This is a genomic window from Gordonia gummivorans (assembly GCF_022513585.1).
Taxonomy (GTDB): Bacteria; Actinomycetota; Actinomycetes; order Mycobacteriales; family Mycobacteriaceae; genus Gordonia.
In genome coordinates this window covers 1-16,634 of sequence record NZ_JAKWBF010000028.1, presented here as the reverse complement: position 1 = coordinate 16,634, position 16,634 = coordinate 1, and the positions used below count along the sequence as shown (strand labels likewise).

The 16,634-nt window shown below is 65.8% G+C and carries 17 protein-coding genes; 2 read left to right on the top strand and 15 right to left on the bottom strand.

The genetic code is table 11. The annotated features are described in order from the left end of the window. Positions 1–32: 32 nt before the first annotated feature. Genes MKW15_RS18515 through MKW15_RS18505 form a run of 3 tightly spaced genes read right to left on the bottom strand, consistent with a single transcriptional unit; the run spans position 33 to position 3,108 of the window. On the bottom strand, positions 33–788 hold the full coding sequence (locus MKW15_RS18515; protein WP_240860715.1) for an SDR family NAD(P)-dependent oxidoreductase: 756 nt from the start codon (positions 786–788) through the stop codon (positions 33–35). Continuing rightward, on the bottom strand, positions 785–1,720 hold the full coding sequence (locus MKW15_RS18510) for an alpha/beta hydrolase (RefSeq protein WP_240860713.1): 936 nt from the start codon (positions 1,718–1,720) through the stop codon (positions 785–787). Before MKW15_RS18510 ends, MKW15_RS18515 begins: the two co-directional genes overlap by 4 nt. After that, on the bottom strand, positions 1,717–3,108 hold the full coding sequence (locus tag MKW15_RS18505) for a flavin-containing monooxygenase (RefSeq protein WP_240860795.1): 1,392 nt from the start codon (positions 3,106–3,108) through the stop codon (positions 1,717–1,719). Before MKW15_RS18505 ends, MKW15_RS18510 begins: the two co-directional genes overlap by 4 nt. 149 nt (positions 3,109–3,257) lie before the next feature. Here MKW15_RS18505 and MKW15_RS18500 point away from each other — a divergent pair, with 149 nt between their 5' ends. Next, positions 3,258–3,857, top strand: a complete 600-nt coding sequence (locus tag MKW15_RS18500; RefSeq protein ID WP_240860711.1) for a TetR/AcrR family transcriptional regulator — start codon at positions 3,258–3,260, stop codon at positions 3,855–3,857. 232 nt (positions 3,858–4,089) lie between these two features. On the opposite strand, the gene MKW15_RS18495 is transcribed toward MKW15_RS18500, so the two are convergent. The 5 genes from MKW15_RS18495 to MKW15_RS18475 all read right to left on the bottom strand — a co-directional run bounded on the left by MKW15_RS18495 (position 4,090) and on the right by MKW15_RS18475 (position 10,018). Beyond that, positions 4,090–4,947 carry an LLM class F420-dependent oxidoreductase gene (locus MKW15_RS18495; protein WP_240860709.1) on the bottom strand — a complete coding sequence of 286 codons (858 nt, stop codon included), beginning with the start codon at positions 4,945–4,947 and terminating at the stop codon, positions 4,090–4,092. A gap of 289 nt (positions 4,948–5,236) precedes the next feature. Next, a complete protein-coding gene (locus MKW15_RS18490; RefSeq protein ID WP_240860707.1) occupies positions 5,237–6,316 on the bottom strand; it encodes a prenyltransferase/squalene oxidase repeat-containing protein in 1,080 nt (359 codons plus the stop codon). Beyond that, positions 6,313–7,038, bottom strand: coding sequence for a class I SAM-dependent methyltransferase (locus MKW15_RS18485; RefSeq protein ID WP_240860706.1), 726 nt, complete (start codon positions 7,036–7,038; stop codon positions 6,313–6,315). The genes MKW15_RS18490 and MKW15_RS18485 overlap by 4 nt, the downstream gene beginning before the upstream one ends. Then, complete coding sequence (locus MKW15_RS18480) at positions 7,032–8,336, bottom strand: glycosyltransferase family 4 protein (RefSeq protein ID WP_240860705.1); 1,305 nt, start codon at positions 8,334–8,336, stop codon at positions 7,032–7,034. The genes MKW15_RS18485 and MKW15_RS18480 overlap by 7 nt, the downstream gene beginning before the upstream one ends. A gap of 2 nt (positions 8,337–8,338) precedes the next feature. Further along, entirely contained in the window at positions 8,339–10,018 is a 1,680-nt protein-coding gene (locus MKW15_RS18475; RefSeq protein ID WP_240860704.1) for an FAD-dependent oxidoreductase, read from the bottom strand. Positions 10,019–10,120: 102 nt separating this feature from the next. Here MKW15_RS18475 and MKW15_RS18470 point away from each other — a divergent pair, with 102 nt between their 5' ends. Next, a complete protein-coding gene (locus MKW15_RS18470) occupies positions 10,121–10,957 on the top strand; it encodes an acyl-[acyl-carrier-protein] thioesterase (RefSeq protein WP_240860703.1) in 837 nt (278 codons plus the stop codon). Here the strand turns inward: MKW15_RS18470 and MKW15_RS18465 are convergent. The 7 genes from MKW15_RS18465 to MKW15_RS18435 all read right to left on the bottom strand — a co-directional run. Further along, the gene (locus tag MKW15_RS18465) at positions 10,947–11,870 is read right to left on the bottom strand and encodes an SMP-30/gluconolactonase/LRE family protein (protein ID WP_240860701.1); all 924 of its coding nucleotides are present in this window, start codon (positions 11,868–11,870) and stop codon (positions 10,947–10,949) included. The two genes, MKW15_RS18470 and MKW15_RS18465, sit on opposite strands and share 11 nt — an antisense overlap. Before the next feature lies 1 nt (position 11,871). Continuing rightward, on the bottom strand, positions 11,872–12,414 hold the full coding sequence (locus MKW15_RS18460; RefSeq protein WP_240860699.1) for a DUF3558 domain-containing protein: 543 nt from the start codon (positions 12,412–12,414) through the stop codon (positions 11,872–11,874). Beyond that, positions 12,411–12,947 (bottom strand): DUF3558 domain-containing protein, encoded by a 537-nt coding sequence (locus tag MKW15_RS18455; RefSeq protein WP_240860698.1) that lies wholly within the window; start codon positions 12,945–12,947, stop codon positions 12,411–12,413. The genes MKW15_RS18460 and MKW15_RS18455 overlap by 4 nt, the downstream gene beginning before the upstream one ends. Then, entirely contained in the window at positions 12,944–13,825 is an 882-nt protein-coding gene (locus MKW15_RS18450; RefSeq protein WP_240860697.1) for a DUF3558 family protein, read from the bottom strand. The genes MKW15_RS18455 and MKW15_RS18450 overlap by 4 nt, the downstream gene beginning before the upstream one ends. A gap of 259 nt (positions 13,826–14,084) precedes the next feature. Further along, positions 14,085–14,279 (bottom strand): hypothetical protein, encoded by a 195-nt coding sequence (locus tag MKW15_RS18445; protein WP_240860696.1) that lies wholly within the window; start codon positions 14,277–14,279, stop codon positions 14,085–14,087. Positions 14,280–14,415: 136 nt separating this feature from the next. Then, positions 14,416–16,311, bottom strand: coding sequence for a hypothetical protein (locus MKW15_RS18440; protein WP_240860695.1), 1,896 nt, complete (start codon positions 16,309–16,311; stop codon positions 14,416–14,418). A 135-nt stretch (positions 16,312–16,446) separates the two neighbouring features. Further along, on the bottom strand, positions 16,447–16,634 hold a 188-nt coding region (locus tag MKW15_RS18435; protein ID WP_240860694.1), incomplete at its 5' end, for a hypothetical protein.

Sequence of the window (16,634 nt, the reverse complement as noted above, 5' to 3'; positions counted from 1 at the left end):
GGCTACTCCTCCATGCCCGCCGCGAGAAGGCGTCAGCCGCTCGGCGCCATCATGGCCCGCACCTTCCCCAGCACGTCGGGGTATCGCCGCAGGTGAGCGCCGCCGTTGACGTCGAAGGCCGCACCGGTGATCCAGGCGGCCTTGTCCGACGCCAGGAAGGCCACCATGTCGGCGATCTCCTCGGGCCGGCCGCCGCGCCCGAGGGGCGTGTTCTCGATGTATTCGCCGAGCAACCCCGGGACGAGTGCGACACCGGCCGTCAGTGGGGTATCGATGAAGCCCGGCGCGATCGCGTTGACGCGGATGCCGCGCGGAGCGAACTCCAGGGCAGCCACCTCGACGAGGGTGGTGACGCCGGCCTTTGCCGCGCAGTAGCCGGCCATGCCCGCACCGGGCTGCCGCGCGTTCAGCGACGAGATCACCACGACGGAACCGCCGTCGACGATGTGCTGTGCGGCGTGCTTGAGTACCAGGAACGATCCGGTGAGGCAGACGTCGATGGTGGTCTGCCACTGTTCGAGCCCGAGTTCGGCGATGGCACCGGGCAGCGAGAGCCCTGCACAGCTGACGACGACGCGTAGGTCGTCGAGCTTGCCGAAGCCGTCGGCCACGGAGTCTTCGTCGGTGACGTCCATGGTTATCGCGGTACCACCGATGGAGGCGGCGGCGGCACGGGCGGCATCGGCGTTGACGTCGGCGACAGAAACCGTAAACCCCTCAGCAGCAAGCACCTTCGCGCTCGCCAGCCCGATCCCGGACGCGCCGCCGACGACGATCGCGCCGCTCATCGGGTCGCCTCCGCTGTCTCGGTTTGTGCAAGATGCCTTGTCAGGAACGAGATCTGGTGCTTGACGGCCGGTTCGAACCATTCGTGGCCGGCGAAGATGTCGAAGTGGTCGCACGGGTAGTGACGCACCTCAGCGTGTGCCTTGAACGCGGCCGACGCGGCAGCCTGCGGAGGTACACCGCGATCGTGGTCGGCGATCTGCATGAGAACCGGAGCGGTAATCCTCTCGGCGGCCTTGTCGGCACGAAAACTGCCCAGTTCCAACCCGACCGACGCGTCGACCTCATTGCGCCAGGTAGGCCCGGCGATGGAAGTGTAGCTCTCGTAGTAGCCGTCCGCGGTGAGTGCGGCCCGCTCGCCGGGCTTCCCGACCACCGCCATCATCGTCGGCTCGCGGCCGACCTTGCCGGCCAGGGCGCTGCGCACACCCAAGGCCGTAGAGCGCACCATCGAAGCTGCGCCGACCTGCGGATAAGCATGTCGTCCGGCCGCAACGCCATTGACGAGCGGCACGAGTGAGATCACCGCCGCGACGTCGTCCCGGTCGGCGGCGACGATCAGCGCGTGCCCGCCAGACTGCGACAGGCCCCAGAGGATCACCCGGTTGCGGTCGACGCCCGGCTTCTCCTTGGCAGCCGCGATCGCCGCGCGGTAGTCCTCGGCCTGACCGGACATCGAGATACGCTGTCGCGGTTCGCCGTCCGAGGCACCGAAGCCGCGGTAGTCGAAGGCGAACACCGCGAGCCCGGCGTCGGCGAGTCGTCGGGCAAACGGTTCGAGTCCGGAGTCCTTGGTGCCGGCGAATCCGTGGGCCATGACCACCACGGGGCGCCCGTTGCCGGTGTCGAAGCCGGAGGTGTCCGGCCCCGGGAAAAACCATGCGGCGCAGGTGGTTCCCTGCGAGAGAAAGGTGGTGTCGTGTCGGCTGGTCACTTCTCGGCCCCTCCTGCCGCGACCGCGAGTTCACCGGTCGGCGCATCGACATGCGCCCACGTGGGTGGCCCGCTGCTGAGCGCGCGGTCGAGCCCCGCAGGCAATTCCTTGGTGCGCATGTTGTATTCGTAGAGCGAGTAGTCGAGTTGCTGGGTGTGACGTGGCCGGTCGAGCATGTGGCCGGTGTAGTACTGGGTGTCGGCCTCTATCGTCGCGTGCATCTCGTCGACCGAGGGCAGCCGATAGCGACCCACCGCGTAGGCGCCGATGAGCCGGGACTGACACTCCACGAACGGGAACAGCGTCGGAACCGCCTGTGCAAATCCGGCAAAGATCAGATCGTCGATGCCGGGATGGAACATTCGCTTGTACAGGTCGATCCGGTTGTCGGGTGCGCTGATGAAATCGGGGTCGAAGAACGGGAAGGTGATGTTGTAACCCGTTGCGTAGATGATGATGTCGAAGTCACTCGAGGTGCCGTCCTCGAAGTGGACGGTCGGGCCGTCGAGCCGGCCGATGTCGGGCTTGGCGACGATGTCGCCGGACCCGAGCCGCAGCGGCAACTCCACCGATTGCGTCGGATGTGCTTCGAAGAACTTGTGATTCGGTGTCGGCAGCCCGTAGTCCTCGGGGCGTCCGGCCGTCATCGGCTGCATCACCTGCATGAACTTGCGCTGCCACGAGGTCGGGATGTGCGGCGACAGCTTGTAGTACTTGTCGGCGGGTTTTCCCGCGAAGTACTTCGGTACGATCCACGCACCCGAGCGCGTCGACAGCGTCAGCTCGTTGTCGAGCGCCTTCGACGACAGTTCGACGGCGATGTCGGCTGCGCTATTTCCCAAGCCCACCACCAGGATTCGCTTGCCGGAGAACTCGAGCGGGGTGCGCGGATCGATGTAATGGTGGGCGTGCAGTGTTGTGCCGGAGAACTCACCGGGGAAGCTCGGGTATCGAGGGTCCCAGTGATGGCCGTTGGCGACGACGAGCAGATCGAACCGTCGTCGTTCGCCGCGTTGGGTTTCCAGTTCCCATCCCCCGCCGCCGAGACGCTCGGCGTGCACGATGCCGTTGGTGAACTCGATGCGCTCGAGCAGGCCGAACGCTTCGGCGTAGGAGTCGAGGTACTGCTTGATCTGGGTGTGGTGCGGGAAGTCCGGGAACTCGTCGGGCATCGGGAAGTCGCGGAACGACAGCTGATGCTTGGAGGTGTCGATGTGCAGCGAGCGGTAGGCACTGCTGTGCCCGTTGGGGTTACCGAACGCCCAGTTGCCGCCAATCCGGTCGGAACTGTCGAAGCAGGTGTACGGCACGCCGTAGTCGTTCAACATCTTTCCTGCGGTCAAACCGCTGATCCCGGCGCCGATGATCGCCGTCGTGGGTCGGTACATACCCATCCCCTGTCGGTATAGATTCTCTGTGTAGACACTATTTCCATTGTGTCTACACCAGTCGCGCATCGTTGTATACAGATTCGAGAAACTGTCTATTGGGTTTGTTAGAGTGCCGTCATGCCGAATACGACGAGGGCGGAGGGGACGTGACCGACACATCGACGGAGACCGTGTCCGAGCGTCTCCTGGCGGCCACCGAGAAATTGCTGGCCGACAAAGGAATTCGTGCGACGACGATGCAGCAGGTGGCCGAAGTGGCCGGCGTCTCCCGCGCGTGGCTTTATCGTCACTATCCGGACAAACCGGCCATGATCGGCGCTGCGATCGTGCGCCTCAACGAATCCTTTTGGTCCGGTGCACGCAGCGAGTTGGACTCCATCGACTCGCTCTCCGCGCAGTTGGCTGCCGGCGTCCGCATCGGCCGCGGCGCCTACGACGACCCCGGCGCCCTGCTCATGCGCCTGCGGACCGATGAACCCGAGGAGTTCGCCGCGTGCGCCGGCGCCGGAATCAGCGGTCTGGTACCCGATCTCGCGATCTTCTGGCGCAGCTACGTCGATGCCGCACAGCAGCGCGGCGAGATCCATCCCGATCACGACCTCGCCGAGGTGTCGGAATGGGTTGCGCGCGTACTCATCAGCCTGGGCACAATGCCCGGCGACACCGTCGACATCGACGACGGTGCGCAGGTTTGCGGCTATCTCGACCGGTACGTGATGCCGGGACTGACCGCCGCGCCGAGGTGAGCGCATCGCCTACCCGGCCGGCTCGAGGCGCACAGCGCCGCCGCCCTTCCGCTCCCTGAGGTGCTCGAGGCGCTAGCCGAGAGCCTCGAAGGGCTGGTGAGACAAAGCAATTGGGCGAGCAAGCCGGGACCGTCACCAGGGCCTTCGAGGCTCCTCGCTAGCGCTCGTCGCACCTCAGGCAGCGGTGGTTGCGTTCCTCGCGATTCAGTTCAGGCAGCGGTGGTAGCGCCGCTCACACCACAGCCGGGGCGAGGCCCAGTTTGCCTGCGAGCTTGGCGAGGTAGCCGCTCGCACGTTCGACGGAGTCGTCGGGGAGGCCGTAAAGCACTGTGGTGACGCCGATCTCGCGCCACTTCTCGAGCTTCTCGGGGATCGGTTTGAAGTCGAGGACCACGACGTCGGGGTCGCCTTCGCGTCCGGCGTCGGCCCAGATCTGCTTGAGGAGGCTCACCGATCGTTCGATGTCTTCCTCGCCGGGGGTGGTGATCCAGCCGTCGGCGCTGCGTGCGATCCACTTGAAGTTCTTCTCGTTGCCGGCCGCCCCCACCTGGACCGGGATGTGCGACTGGGTCGACTTGGGCCACGCCCAGCTGGGGCCGAATTGCACGAATTCGCCGTCGAACTCGGCTTCTTCCTCGGTCCACAGCGCGCGCATCGCCTCGAGATACTCGCGCAGCATCGTCCGGCGGCGCTTCGGCGGGACGTTGTGGTCGCTCAATTCGTCCAGGTTCCAACCGAATCCGACGCCAAGCGTGACGCGTCCGTCGGAGATGTGGTCGAGCGTCGCGATGGTCTTGGCGAGCGTGATGGGGTCGGACTGCACGGGCAGGGCGACGGCGGTGGCGAGGCGGATGCGTTCGGTGACTGCTGCCGCGGCGGCGAGCGAGGTCCAGGGGTCGAGGGTGCGCATGTAGCGATCGTCGGGCAGTGAGGCATCGCCGGTGCGCGGGTGCGCGGCGTCACGCCGGGTGGGGATGTGACCGTGCTCCGGGACGTAGTACGACGCAAACCCGGCGTCCTCGATCAGTGGCGCGAGCACGTGCGGCTTGAGCCCGCGATCGCTGGTGAACTGCACGATTCCGAATTCCATGGGCCCTCCGTTGATGCGCCATTGCTGCCGTCCGAGGCTGCGCCGGACGGTTGACTGGACACTAGTCTAGTTGATTGTGCGCCAGGTCACCAGGGCCATCTGAGTGAAAGAGCTAGGATGGCGTCTCACCAGGCCCTTCGAGGCTCGTCGCTAGCGCTCCTCGCACCTCAGGGAGCGGGTGGCTCGAGCGCTGGCAGGGAGCGGTGGGGTGCAAACGGTGGGAGCGACCACTTCCGCTCCCTGAGGTGCGAGCTTGCGAGCCTCGAAGGGGAGCGCAGGGACCGGTGGGTCAGTGCGCGGCGGTGAGTCGTTGGCGGACGTCGCGGAAGATGCCGTTGGCGACGCTGGTGCGGCTGACGGCGTCGGCGGCGAGTATGACGGCGGCCGAGGTCCAGCAACTCTTCTCGACGGGCCAGCGCTTGCCGTCGGCGAAGACGAGGCCGGTCCAGTAGGAGCCGTCGGGATCGCGGAGATGCTGGATGGACGCGATGAGGGAGATGGCATCGTCGGTGTCGCCCAACGCATCCAGTGCGAGTGCGAGTTCGCAGGTTTCGGCGCCGGTGACCCAGGGCCGGTGGTCGACGCATCGGACGCCGCGGCCGGGGACCACGAATTCGTCCCACCGCCGCGCGATCAGTTCCTGCCCGGCCGTGCCGCGCAGGGCTCCACCGAGGATCGGGTAGTACCAGTCCATCGAATGCTCCGACGGCGGCTGGAAGATCTCCCACCGGTCGCGGGCGAGGTCGGTTCGGATGGCGTCGCCGAGCGCGGAATGCGCTCGAATCCAGTCCTTTTCGGGCTGATCCACTTCGACGGCGATGTGGAGCGCGCAGTCGAGCGCCTGGAAGATGCTGGCGTTGCCGGTGATCTGGGCTTCGTCGAACATGTTGCCCGCGGTATCCCCGCCCCAGCGGAAGGCCCCGTCTTCCCGCTGGAATCGGAGTACGCAGTCGATGGCCGACCATACGACGGGCCACATGCGTTCCAGGAATCGCTCGTCGCCGGTGATGAGGTAGTGGTGCCACACGCCGACCGCGATGTAGGCGCAGAAGTTGCTGTCGACGCCGTCGTCTTCGATGCGGCCGACCACGGTGCGGATCGGCCACGAGCCGTCGGTGCGCTGCATGCGCCGCGACCACTCGTACGCCGCTTCGGCTTCGTCGTGGAAGCCGGTCACCGACAACGCCATTGCTGATTCGATGTGATCCCAGGGGTCGGTCTGGCCGCCCGGGAACCACGGCAGTGCGCCGGAGGACTCCTGCATGGCGACGATGGCCACGCCGGTGGCCCGCATCTGCTCGGCGCTCACCACGCCGGGCACGTGCGGGTAGTCAGCCGACGTGTCGTCGTCGACGGGGAGCGCCGTCATGAAGAAGCGGTGTCGGGCTTACGCAGATACAGGGCCACCGATTTTCCGATGACCGGGTTGAGCGCCTGCTCGCCGACGCGGGTGAGCCACGGCTTGCTCATCATGTCCCAGACCAGCAGCTTGTGGTAGCCCTTGACCAGCAGATTGTCGTTGTTCTCCACGCCGACAGCACATTTGAGCCACCAGTACGGTGCGTGCAGGGCGTGGGCGTGGTCGGTTCCGGTGACCTCGAGGCCCGCGGCGGTCAGCTTGTCCGAGAGTTCGGATGCCTTGTAGATCCGGACGTGTCCACCTTCGACCTCGTGGTACTCGTCGGACAGTGCCCAGCACACCTTCTCCGGCCAATAGCGCGGCACCGTCACCGCGGCGAGTCCGCCCGGCTTGAGGATGCGCACCATCTCGGCCATCGCGGCCTCGTCGGCCGGCACATGCTCCAGGATCTCCGACATCAAGACCACGTCGAAGCTGTTGTCGGCGTAGGGAAGTCGCAGCGCGTCGCCGACCTCGGCACGCGCCTTGGCCGACGCCGGGACGTGCCCTTCGGCCATCATCGCGTCGAACATCTCGCCGACGTCGGCCATGTCGGACTCGGACATGTCGAAGGCGATGACGTCGGCTCCGCGCCGGAACATCTCGAAGGAGTGCCGGCCCTGTCCCGCCCCGATGTCGATGGCCTTGGTGCCCGATCCCACGCCCAGCCGGTCGAAATCAACTGTCAGCACTCGGTTTTCCCTTCGGTCGGCAGCCCTGCCTTGGCCAAGACTGTCTCATAGTGTGCCGCGGTTTTCGCGGCGACGGCGGCCCAGCTGTAGTTCTCTTCGGCCCGCGTTCGGCCCCCGGCCCCGAGCCGGGCACGCAGATCGGCGTCGCCGAGCAGGCGTCCGATCGCCTGGGCCAGGCGTCCGGAATCGCGCGGCGGCACCAGGATCGCGGCTTCCTCACCCGTGCCGACGACCTCCGGGATCGCCCCCGCGCGGGTCGCGACCAACGGCGTCCCGCAGCTCATCGCCTCCACCGCCGGCAGCGAGAATCCCTCGTACAGCGAAGGGACACAGGCGACTTCGGCGGATGCGAGGAGCTCGGCGAGTTCCTCGTCCTCCAGGCCCGACACCACCGACACCCGGTCACCGATGGCGAGGTCGTCGATCATCTTGGCCGACGGCCCGTTCGGGTCGAGTTTGGACACGAGCACCAGTTCGACATCGCGCTCGGCGGAGAGCTTCGCCACCGCCTCCAACAGGTACGACACCCCCTTCAGCGGGGCGTCGGCACTGGCCACGCACACGATCCGGCCGGGTACACGCTCGGGGGCAGTAACATTCGGCCCGCTCGCTCCGCTCCCGGCGCCTGGCTTGAACACCTCGGTGTCCACGCCCAGCGGGATGGTGGTGATCCGGCCCGACGGGATGTCGAAGGCCTTGCGGATGTCGACCTCGCTGCTGCGCGACACCGTCAGCAGCTCCGGGATTCGCCGCGACACCCGGCCCTGCATCCGCAGGAAGGAGTGCCAGCGCCAGGCGCTGATCTTGCGCCACCCCTTGGCCGCCTTGACGGCCAGCGTCCGGTCGCGGGTGATCGGATGGTGGATGGTCGCGATCAGCGGGAACCCGGCCTTTTGGATGTCGAGCAGTCCGTAGCCGAGGCACTGGTTGTCGTGCACGATGTCGAAGTCGTCGCGACGCTCCTTCAGCAGCCGCGCGACACGCAGGCTGAAGGTGAGCGGTTCACCGAAGCTCGCCGTCCACATCGATCCGACCTCGAGCACGTCGATCCAGTCGCGGTACTCCCCCGGACGCGGCGTCCGGAACGGATCGGGCTCGTCGTAGAGATTGAGGCTGGGCACCTTGGTGACCGTGACACCGGCGTCGATGGCGGACTGGTCGAGCTCCGGGTACGGCGCACCCGAGAAGATCTCGACGGAATGGCCAAGCAGCGCCAGTTCGCGGCTGAGGTGACGGACGTAGACTCCCTGCCCACCGCAATGAGGCTTGCTGCGGTAGGACAACAATGCGACCCGCACGACTACTGCGCCGTTCCGGCGGCGGCCGACTCGAAGTCGGTGATGCTGACGAACTTGAGGCGCTGTTTCCCGGCGGCTCGTCCGGCGCTCTTCTCTGCCGCGTCGATGGCTTTCCAGCCGTCGAGCGCGATGCGGTGCGCGCCGCGATCGGTGACGAGGTCGGTGACGTCGTCTCGCGAGGTCGTCGGGTCGTCGATCGTCGCGTCGACGAAGTCCTTGAGCACCGCTTCGGCGGTCTCGTGCCCGCACATCCGATTCATCCCGATCCCTCCGGTGGCTCCGCGTTTGATCCAGCCCGTCACGTACAGGCCGGGCATCACATTCCCGTCGGCGGCATCCTGCACCCGCCCCTCGGTGTTGGGCACGACGCCGCGCCCCTCATCGAAGGGTAGATCGGTTACCGGCACCCCGCGATATCCGATGGCCCGAAGCACCAGCCCGGCATCGATGTCGAAGCGGTCCTCGGTGGGTGTCACAGCGATCCGACCGGCGACTCCCTCGGCGTATGCGTTGCGCACACAGGCGAGCTTTTCGACGGCGTCGGTCCCCTCGATCTCGACCGGCGACGTGAGGAAGCGGAACACGATGCGCTTGTTGCCCGGTGTCTGGGGTCGCTCGGCGAATTCGCGGGCGAGCCGGATCTTGGTGGCGATCGTCGAATCGAGCGTGTCGTCGTCGAGCGCGGCCTGCGTCGCATCGTCGAGGACGAGTTCGTCGGGGTCGATCACCACATCCACGCCCTCGACGTCGCCGAGCGCGAGGAACTCGCTGTTGGTGTAGGCCGCCTGGGCGACGCCGCGCCGGCCGAGAAGCACCACTTCGTCGATGTTCGAGTCGCGCAGGGCGGCGACAGCGTGCTCGGCGATGTCGGTCTTCGCGAGGTCGTCGGGGTCGGACACCAGGATCCGCGCGACGTCGAGCGCGACATTGCCGTTGCCGACGACCACCGCGCGCTCCGACGACAGGTCGACGTCGAGGTTCGCGAAATCGGGGTGCCCGTTGTACCAGGCGACGAACTGGGTGGCGGGCAGCGAGTTGCGCAGGTCCTCGCCGTCGATGCCGAGTCGTTTGTCGGTTGCCGCGCCGACCGCGTAGATCACCGCGTGGTACCGAGCGACGAGTTCGTCGTGGCTGATGTGCTTACCGACCTCGACGTTGAGGAAATACTGGAAGTTCTTCTTGGCCGCGACCGACGCGAAGGTCTTCTCCACACCCTTGGTGGCTGCGTGGTCGGGGGCGACGCCGGCGCGCACGAGGCCGTACGGCACGGGCAGGCGTTCGAACATGTCGACCCTGACCGACGGCTTGCGCACCAGCTCTTCGGCAGCGTAGAACGCGGCCGGGCCGGCGCCGATGATCGCGACGTGCAGTTCCTTGTCGGGCAGCTGCGGCGCCTTCTTGGGCGGCACCAGCCCGCCTTCGACGTCGTGATCCTTGTAGTAATCGGCGTTGATCTGCAGGTACGGCTCGTCGCGTTCTTCGAGAGAGTCGTCGGGGATGATCGCCTCGACCGGGCATTCGTCGATGCACGCACCGCAGTCGATGCAGGTCTCCGGGTCGATGTACAGCGACTCGGCGGTGAAGAACTCCGGCTCGTCAGGCGTCGGGTGGATGCAGTTCACCGGACACACGCTGACGCAACTGGCATCGTTGCAACATGGTCGGGTAATTACGTGCGCCATCTGCTGTTTCCTCGGAATCCGATACGTGGAACGTGTTCTAGTTTTCGGGCTGAATGTATCTTAACCAGAAACCCGCCGCCGTCCTAGGAGAGGACCCGCTGAGTGAAAGCGCCGACCCCCGTGCCGCCACCGTTCGAAGGGCTGTCCGAACGCAAGGAAGGTGCCCGGTATTTCGAGGGCGAATACCGGGTACGCACCGGTGATGTCGACCAGGAGATGCGGGTCCGTCTGGATGCGGTCGCACGCTACCTGCAGGACGTCGCCAACGACAACATCGAGGTCACCGAGTTCCGTGACACCGATCCGTTCTGGATTGTGCGTCGGACCATCATCGACGTGATCCGTCCGATCTCGTGGCCGGCAGGCTTCACCGCGCAACGCTGGTGCGGGGCTCTCTCGACCCGGTGGACCAACATGCGGGTGCGGCTGCAGGCCGACCACGAGACCAACCGGTTCAATCCGGATCAGCGCGAACCGGGCCTGATCGAGACCGAGGCGTTCTGGATCAACGTCAACGAGCAGGGCATGCCGTCCCGCCTTACCGACGACGCCTTCGAGATGCTGTCGGCCATGACCGACGAGCATCGGCTGCGCTGGAAGTCGATGAACCCCGACAAGGCGCCCGCGGCCGACGACATCGAGCTGCCCGACCGGCCGCACGTCCTGCGCATCACCGATTTCGACCCGTTCAAGCACCTCAACAACGCCGCTTATCTGGAGGCGGTCGAGGACGAACTGGTGGACCATCCCGACCTCGTCGACGTCCCGCATCGGGCGGTCATCGAGTATCTGCGTCCGATCGTGCCCGGCACACCGCTCACGCTACGACGCGTGCGGGAAGCCGACCGCCTGCTGATCTGGATGCTCATCCCCGACGACGCGGGGGAGCTTCAGGTCGCCGCGACGGTCTCGGTGTCGAAGCTGCCGGTCACAGCCTGACGACGTAGACGGTTCCGTTCTCGCTCGCCACGACGAGCCGGGTGGGGTCGCCGGGCGTGGCCGTGACCGCGGTGAGTGGTGCGCCGACGTTGACCGCGCACGAGCTGCCGATCCGGACGTTCACGACGTAGAGCTGTCCGAGCGTCGTGGTGACGGCGAGCTTTGACGGTCCGATCACTGCGAGGTCGTCGACGAGCCCGGGGAGCGGCGCGGTGAGGTCGGCGACCGCGCGGGCGCGTTCGGGATGCGCGAGCGGCACCGCGATGACGCGGCCGGTGAGGCTGGTGGTGAGGGTGACGTAGAGCGTGTCGCCGTCGATGGCAGCGCCGTTGATCCCGGTTCCGTTGACCGTTGCGGTGGGTGCCACGTTCTTCGGTGCGGCGGCCGACCAGCGCCGGTCGATGCTGCCGTTGGGCTTCAGTCGGACGACGCCGAGTCGGCTGTCGGAGACGTAGGCGTTGCCGGCCTTGTCGAAGGCCAGGCCGTTGGGCATACCGAGGCCGCGAGCCCATGGCTTCGCGACCCGGCGCGGCGCGCGTGGGTCGATGGTGACGATGGTTCCTGTGAGCGGCCCGACGGGCAGCATGTTCGTGGCCGAATTACCGGACGTGACATACAGTTTCCCGCGCGGACCGGTTCGGATCGCGCCGGGCGCAGTGACCGGCACCGTCGCGGTGAGGCGGTTGTTGCGGTCGTAGCGCTGCACCGTGCTGTCGAGTGAGCGGGTCACCCAGAGGTTGCCCGCGGCGTCGTAGGTGAGGTTCTCGGCCCACGCGGTCGGCGAGGGTGACGGGATGAGGGTTCGGACGGTGGCGGCGCAATCAGGTGCAGCGGACGCCGGGCCGCTCAGTGTTGCCGCTCCGATCGTCGCCCCCATGGCCAACGCCGCTACAACGGCAAGGATTCGTCGCATCTCACTGTCCCCCGCTCAGTACCAGTTCCATCAGTTTGATCGGCGCCGCGCAGGCGTCGGCCGGTGCCGGACCGCGAGGTTCGACCCACCAGGTGAAGATGCCGCGACTCGGCGCGCGGGCGGTGACACCGCAGACCGACGGGCGGTTGGGGTCGCGCTGGGTGAACGCGGTCTGGCTGGAGATGCGGATGTTCTCGGTCTGGTAGCCGAGGCGTTTGGCGGTGTCCTTCTCGACGTTGAGGTTGCCCCATTCGAACCAGTTGAATGTCACGTTCGAGACGGTCGGGCCGTTGACCACCCAGCGGCAAATGGCGCCGAAGAACGTTCCGCGGGCGAAGGCGTCCGGGCCGCCGACGACTTCGGCGATCTGCTGGGTGGAGAGGATCTCGCATTCGAGGGTGAGTTTGTCGTAGCGGTCGGTGTCGACGTTGCCCTTGGTCTGCGACGTCGACGGACTCGCGTCGTTGTTGTTGTCGTCGGAGCAGGCGGTGAAGGTGACGAGCGCGAACAGTGCCACGACGAGGAGGGAGAGCGCTCGTTTCATGACGCACGCTCGATGGACATTCGGGACAGCTGTTTGGCTGCCGCGCAGATCTGGTCGATGGCTGGTCCCCCCTCGGCTGGGCTGACGCCCGATCGGACCGACCACTCGAAGAAGTCGGCGTCGAACTGTATGCCGATCTCGCAGATGGTCGGGCTGGACGCGATGAACCCGCGGTGGCCGTTGATGTCGACGTCGACGACCGTGTCCTTGGACAGCTGGACGGTCGCGCGTTCGCGGCCGATCGGCGATCCGCGGTACCAGTTGAACGATGCGACGGATGAGTTCTGCAGCGCGTCGGCGCTCCACACGCAGGCCGACGGGTTGTTGACGGTGTTGGCCATCTGGCCGAAGCCGGTGATCTGCACGACCTCGTCGGTGTCGACGCCGCCGCATGCGCCGAAGAACGGTCCGGCGCCGGCGCGTCCGGGGGCGGTTGGCCCCTGCGGTCCGCCGGGGTCTGCGGTGTCGTCGTCGGACGAACATGCGGTGAGCGCGAGAGCAGCGATCGTGAGGACGGTCAGCCACCTGATCATGACGCTCGCTCGATCGACAGGCGGGACAGTTCCCGGGTGGCCTGGCAGACCTGCTCGACGGTCTGGCCGCCGTTGGTGCCTGCGCTGACTGACCATTCGAAGAAGTCGGCGCCGAATTCGATGCCGACCTCGCAGATGCCCTCCGCGTCGTGCGCGATGAAGCCCCGGTGGCCGTTGATCTCGATGTCGGTGGTCGACGCGCGGGAGAGTTGTTCGGTGGCACGTTCGCGGCCGATCGGCGATCCGCGGTACCAGTTGAACGACGCCACCGGCCCGGTGCGTGTGCCGCTGCTGTCCCACTCGCACACCGACGTGTTGTTGATGGTGTTGGTGAGGCCGCCAAGCCGGGTGATGGAGATGACCTCTTCGGTGGTGACGCCGCCGCATGCGCCGAAGAAGGGCCCCTCGCCGGCGCGGCCGGGCGCTGTGGGGGTGGACGCTTTGGCGGGGTCGGGGGTGTCGTCGTCGGACGAACATCCGGCGATGGCGAGTGCGACGACGGCAACAAGTGCGATGAGGAATCCGCCGCGTAGTTGATCGAGTTGTCGCCGTTCACGTTTCGTCGGTCGGCCGGCGCCACGGTCGCGTCGGGGCTGGCTTGCGACGATCTCACGCGGGGGTGGTGGCGGGCTGCGGTCGATGTAGCATTCGGCGGCCATCGGGGCGGACACGCGTTTGCTGATGAGTTTGGTGACTTCGACGATGCGTTCGCGTCCGGCCAGGCGCACCCGGATCTCGTCGCCGGGGACGATGGGTTGTGCCGGTTTCGCGGTGGCGCCGTTGACGCGGACGTGCCCGCCGCGGCATGCGGCTCCCGCTGCGGAACGGGTCTTGGTCAGTCGGATCGCCCAGATCCAGGCATCAACGCGGGTGGACACGGTTGGCTGGTGCTCCCTCCGTCACGCCGACTGGTTCGGTGGCCACCACTCTAGCTGTGCGATCTCGATATACGGCCCAAGGCGTGTCTTCCATTGCTTCTGCGAGGGATTGGCGGAGCCGATTCTTTCCTGGCAAGGCGGAGGAGGAAGCGATAGCGGCAGCTATCGTGACCGACGACAACGCCGCCAGGGGAGAATCAGGCCGTCAAGACCCGCAAAGGGCAATGGGAGACACGCCCTAGGTTCGGGGGCCGTTGTGTCAGCTCTTGCGGGTGAGGAGGTAGTACCCGACTCCGCCTGCGACGACGGCAAGGATGAAGGCGAGCCAGAAATTGGTGAGGAACCAGACGACGCCGAACACGACGATGGCCGGCGAGATGGCGGCGAGGCTCATACCCGGATGCTGGCGGACGACCTGTGACAGGGCCTGACTCTTCTGCCGATCGATCTCCATGGCGCGCTCCTCTGCTCGGGCGGTGGTCTCCACTGTAGACGCGCCGCCCGGGTTGCCGGGTTCTGGAATGGATGACGCCCCGGCGCGGTCGGGGGTTCCGCGCCGGGGCGTCGTTTGTGGGGATGGGCTGGCCGGCCTAGCTTTCGTTGCCCGATCCGTTGTTGGAGCTGTTGCTGCTGTTCGAGTTGCTGCTCGAGTCGGAGCCGTTGTTCTCGGAGGAACCGTTGTCGTCGGACTTGTTCTCCGATGAGCCCTTGTTGTCGGACTTGGTCGACGAGGAGTCCTTGTTGTCGGAACCCTTGTTGTCGGAACCCTTGTTGTCGGAGCCCTCGTTGTCGTTCTTGTTTTCCGAGCGGTGCTTGCCGACGTAGCCGCCCTTGTTCTCCGACCGATGCTTGCCGACGTAGTTGTTCGACTGGTCCTTGTTGTCAGTCGAATTGTCGGTGGTCGTGGTTGTGGTGTCTGCAGTCTTGTCGGTCGTGACCTCGTCCTCGGTGGTGTCCACCGGCGCAGCGAGCGTGGTGACCTTCTCTGGTTCGGCCTCCGTGGTGTCGTCGGTGGTGGTCGTGGTGGTACGCAGCAGACTGGGCGACGGAGTGTCGTCGGTGGTCGTGGTCAACGACAGCGGGGAGGCGGTCGTTGTTGTTGTGGTGCTCGGGATCTCGATTGGACCGATTGACGAGATACCAAAGGGGAACTTGTATTCAGGCAGGTTCACGACGGGAACGATCTCGCCCGTATTCAGTGCCGCGAAGGTAATCACCGGAACCCCAAGGTGGTTGGGACGGTCGACCCCGTTAACCTCAACCTCCGGGTTAAGGGTGATCTTCTGACCCAGCCACTCGATCGTGATCGGATCCTGAGATCCATAATCGCTTGTCAGACGCAGGAAATCGCCGCTGAAGAGATCGTAGTCACCGCCGATCGAAAGTCGCGCGAAATCCTTGCTGAGCGTAAGAGGTTGGCCGTTAAGTAGTTGCGTGATGACCTGGGTGAAGACTCCGGTTGGGTCGAAGAGAATCCCCGTCGGATCGGTGAGCCCGAACTGGAGCTCGTTGTTCACAGCGTTCCACCGGAAGTCCAACGTGCCCGCGATGTTTGCACAAGCACCCACACCTTCTGCGTAAGCACCGGTGAGGCCCCCGTAGCAGCTGACGGAGCGCACTGCAGGAATCGATGGAAGCTTGATCTCCGCGAGATCCAGAGGTGTCAGCGTGTTATCGCCGAGAATGGTGACAGGAATCTCGTCGGTTGTCCACGCGTTGGCCATCCCAATCAGCGCGAAGGATACAGCTGTGCGCTCTCCACTCGCGCCTGCGGTCGCCAAGCTCAAGGGCAAGAATGAAATCGCCGTTGCTTTGCCACCACCCGATGCCATAGCGAACTGGAAGCCATCGCCGATCACCTTCGCCGACCCAGACGTGACAGGTGGGCCAGGAATCGGGAAATCTATACCTACAACGTCATTGACGATTCCCGCCGCCGTGGTGTAGGCCGCGGCGGCTACCAGGTACTCGGCCAGATCAGCAGAATACTGAGCCCAGCCCGGCACGGTCTGCGGGTAGCTGGCCCACACAGGCGCAACAGGCGGGTTGTTGAAGTAGTTCTGAAGTGATTTGTAGAGCGCGTCTTCCTCGGTGTCACTGTCTACCCGAGGAACCAACTCAATTCGGTCCGGCATGACGATGGCGATACCTGTGCCGGTCGACATTGAACAATCTGCACCGCCGCTCGTCCCACCCGTGGCGCACAACTCCATGCGAAGAGACTTCGCCAATTCTTGCGTGAGTTCGTTGTTGGCTAGTTGGGCAATGATCTCACCCAGTTGACCGGCCGGATTCTCGATTTCAACGCCGCCGACGGTCACGGCCATCGCCGGCGCGTCCGCCATGACCTGCCCGGCCCCCACGGCAGCAACCGTCGCCAATGCGGCAACGCCCGCGGCAACGCGGCGGCCGCGTTTCTCCTCGCGGTTGCGGCGCCTCGCTTCCTTCTCAGAACGTCGAATTGCGTTGCGCCCCAACCTGGTCATGCGTCCAACTTTCCTTAATGGAACCTTAACGACCGTTATTTAAGCATGAGCGATCCCCAAGGTGTGCGATTTGCAAGATTTCCTCAAGAGTCGCGGATTGAGGCGAAAATTCTATGGGTCAGCCGACCCACACCACTAGAACGGCGGTGGGGGTTCGGCTTCGATGCGGAGTCGGTTGCGCAAGCGCTCGCGTTGTCGGCGTAGGTGTTTCTCGACGGTGCGGGGTCGGCGTCGTTTCTTGGGGAGTTCGCCGGTGCCGTCGAAGATGACCCGCGGTCGGGTGCGGGTGTCAGCGGGGCGCCACCGGATTCGGCCGAGGGCGG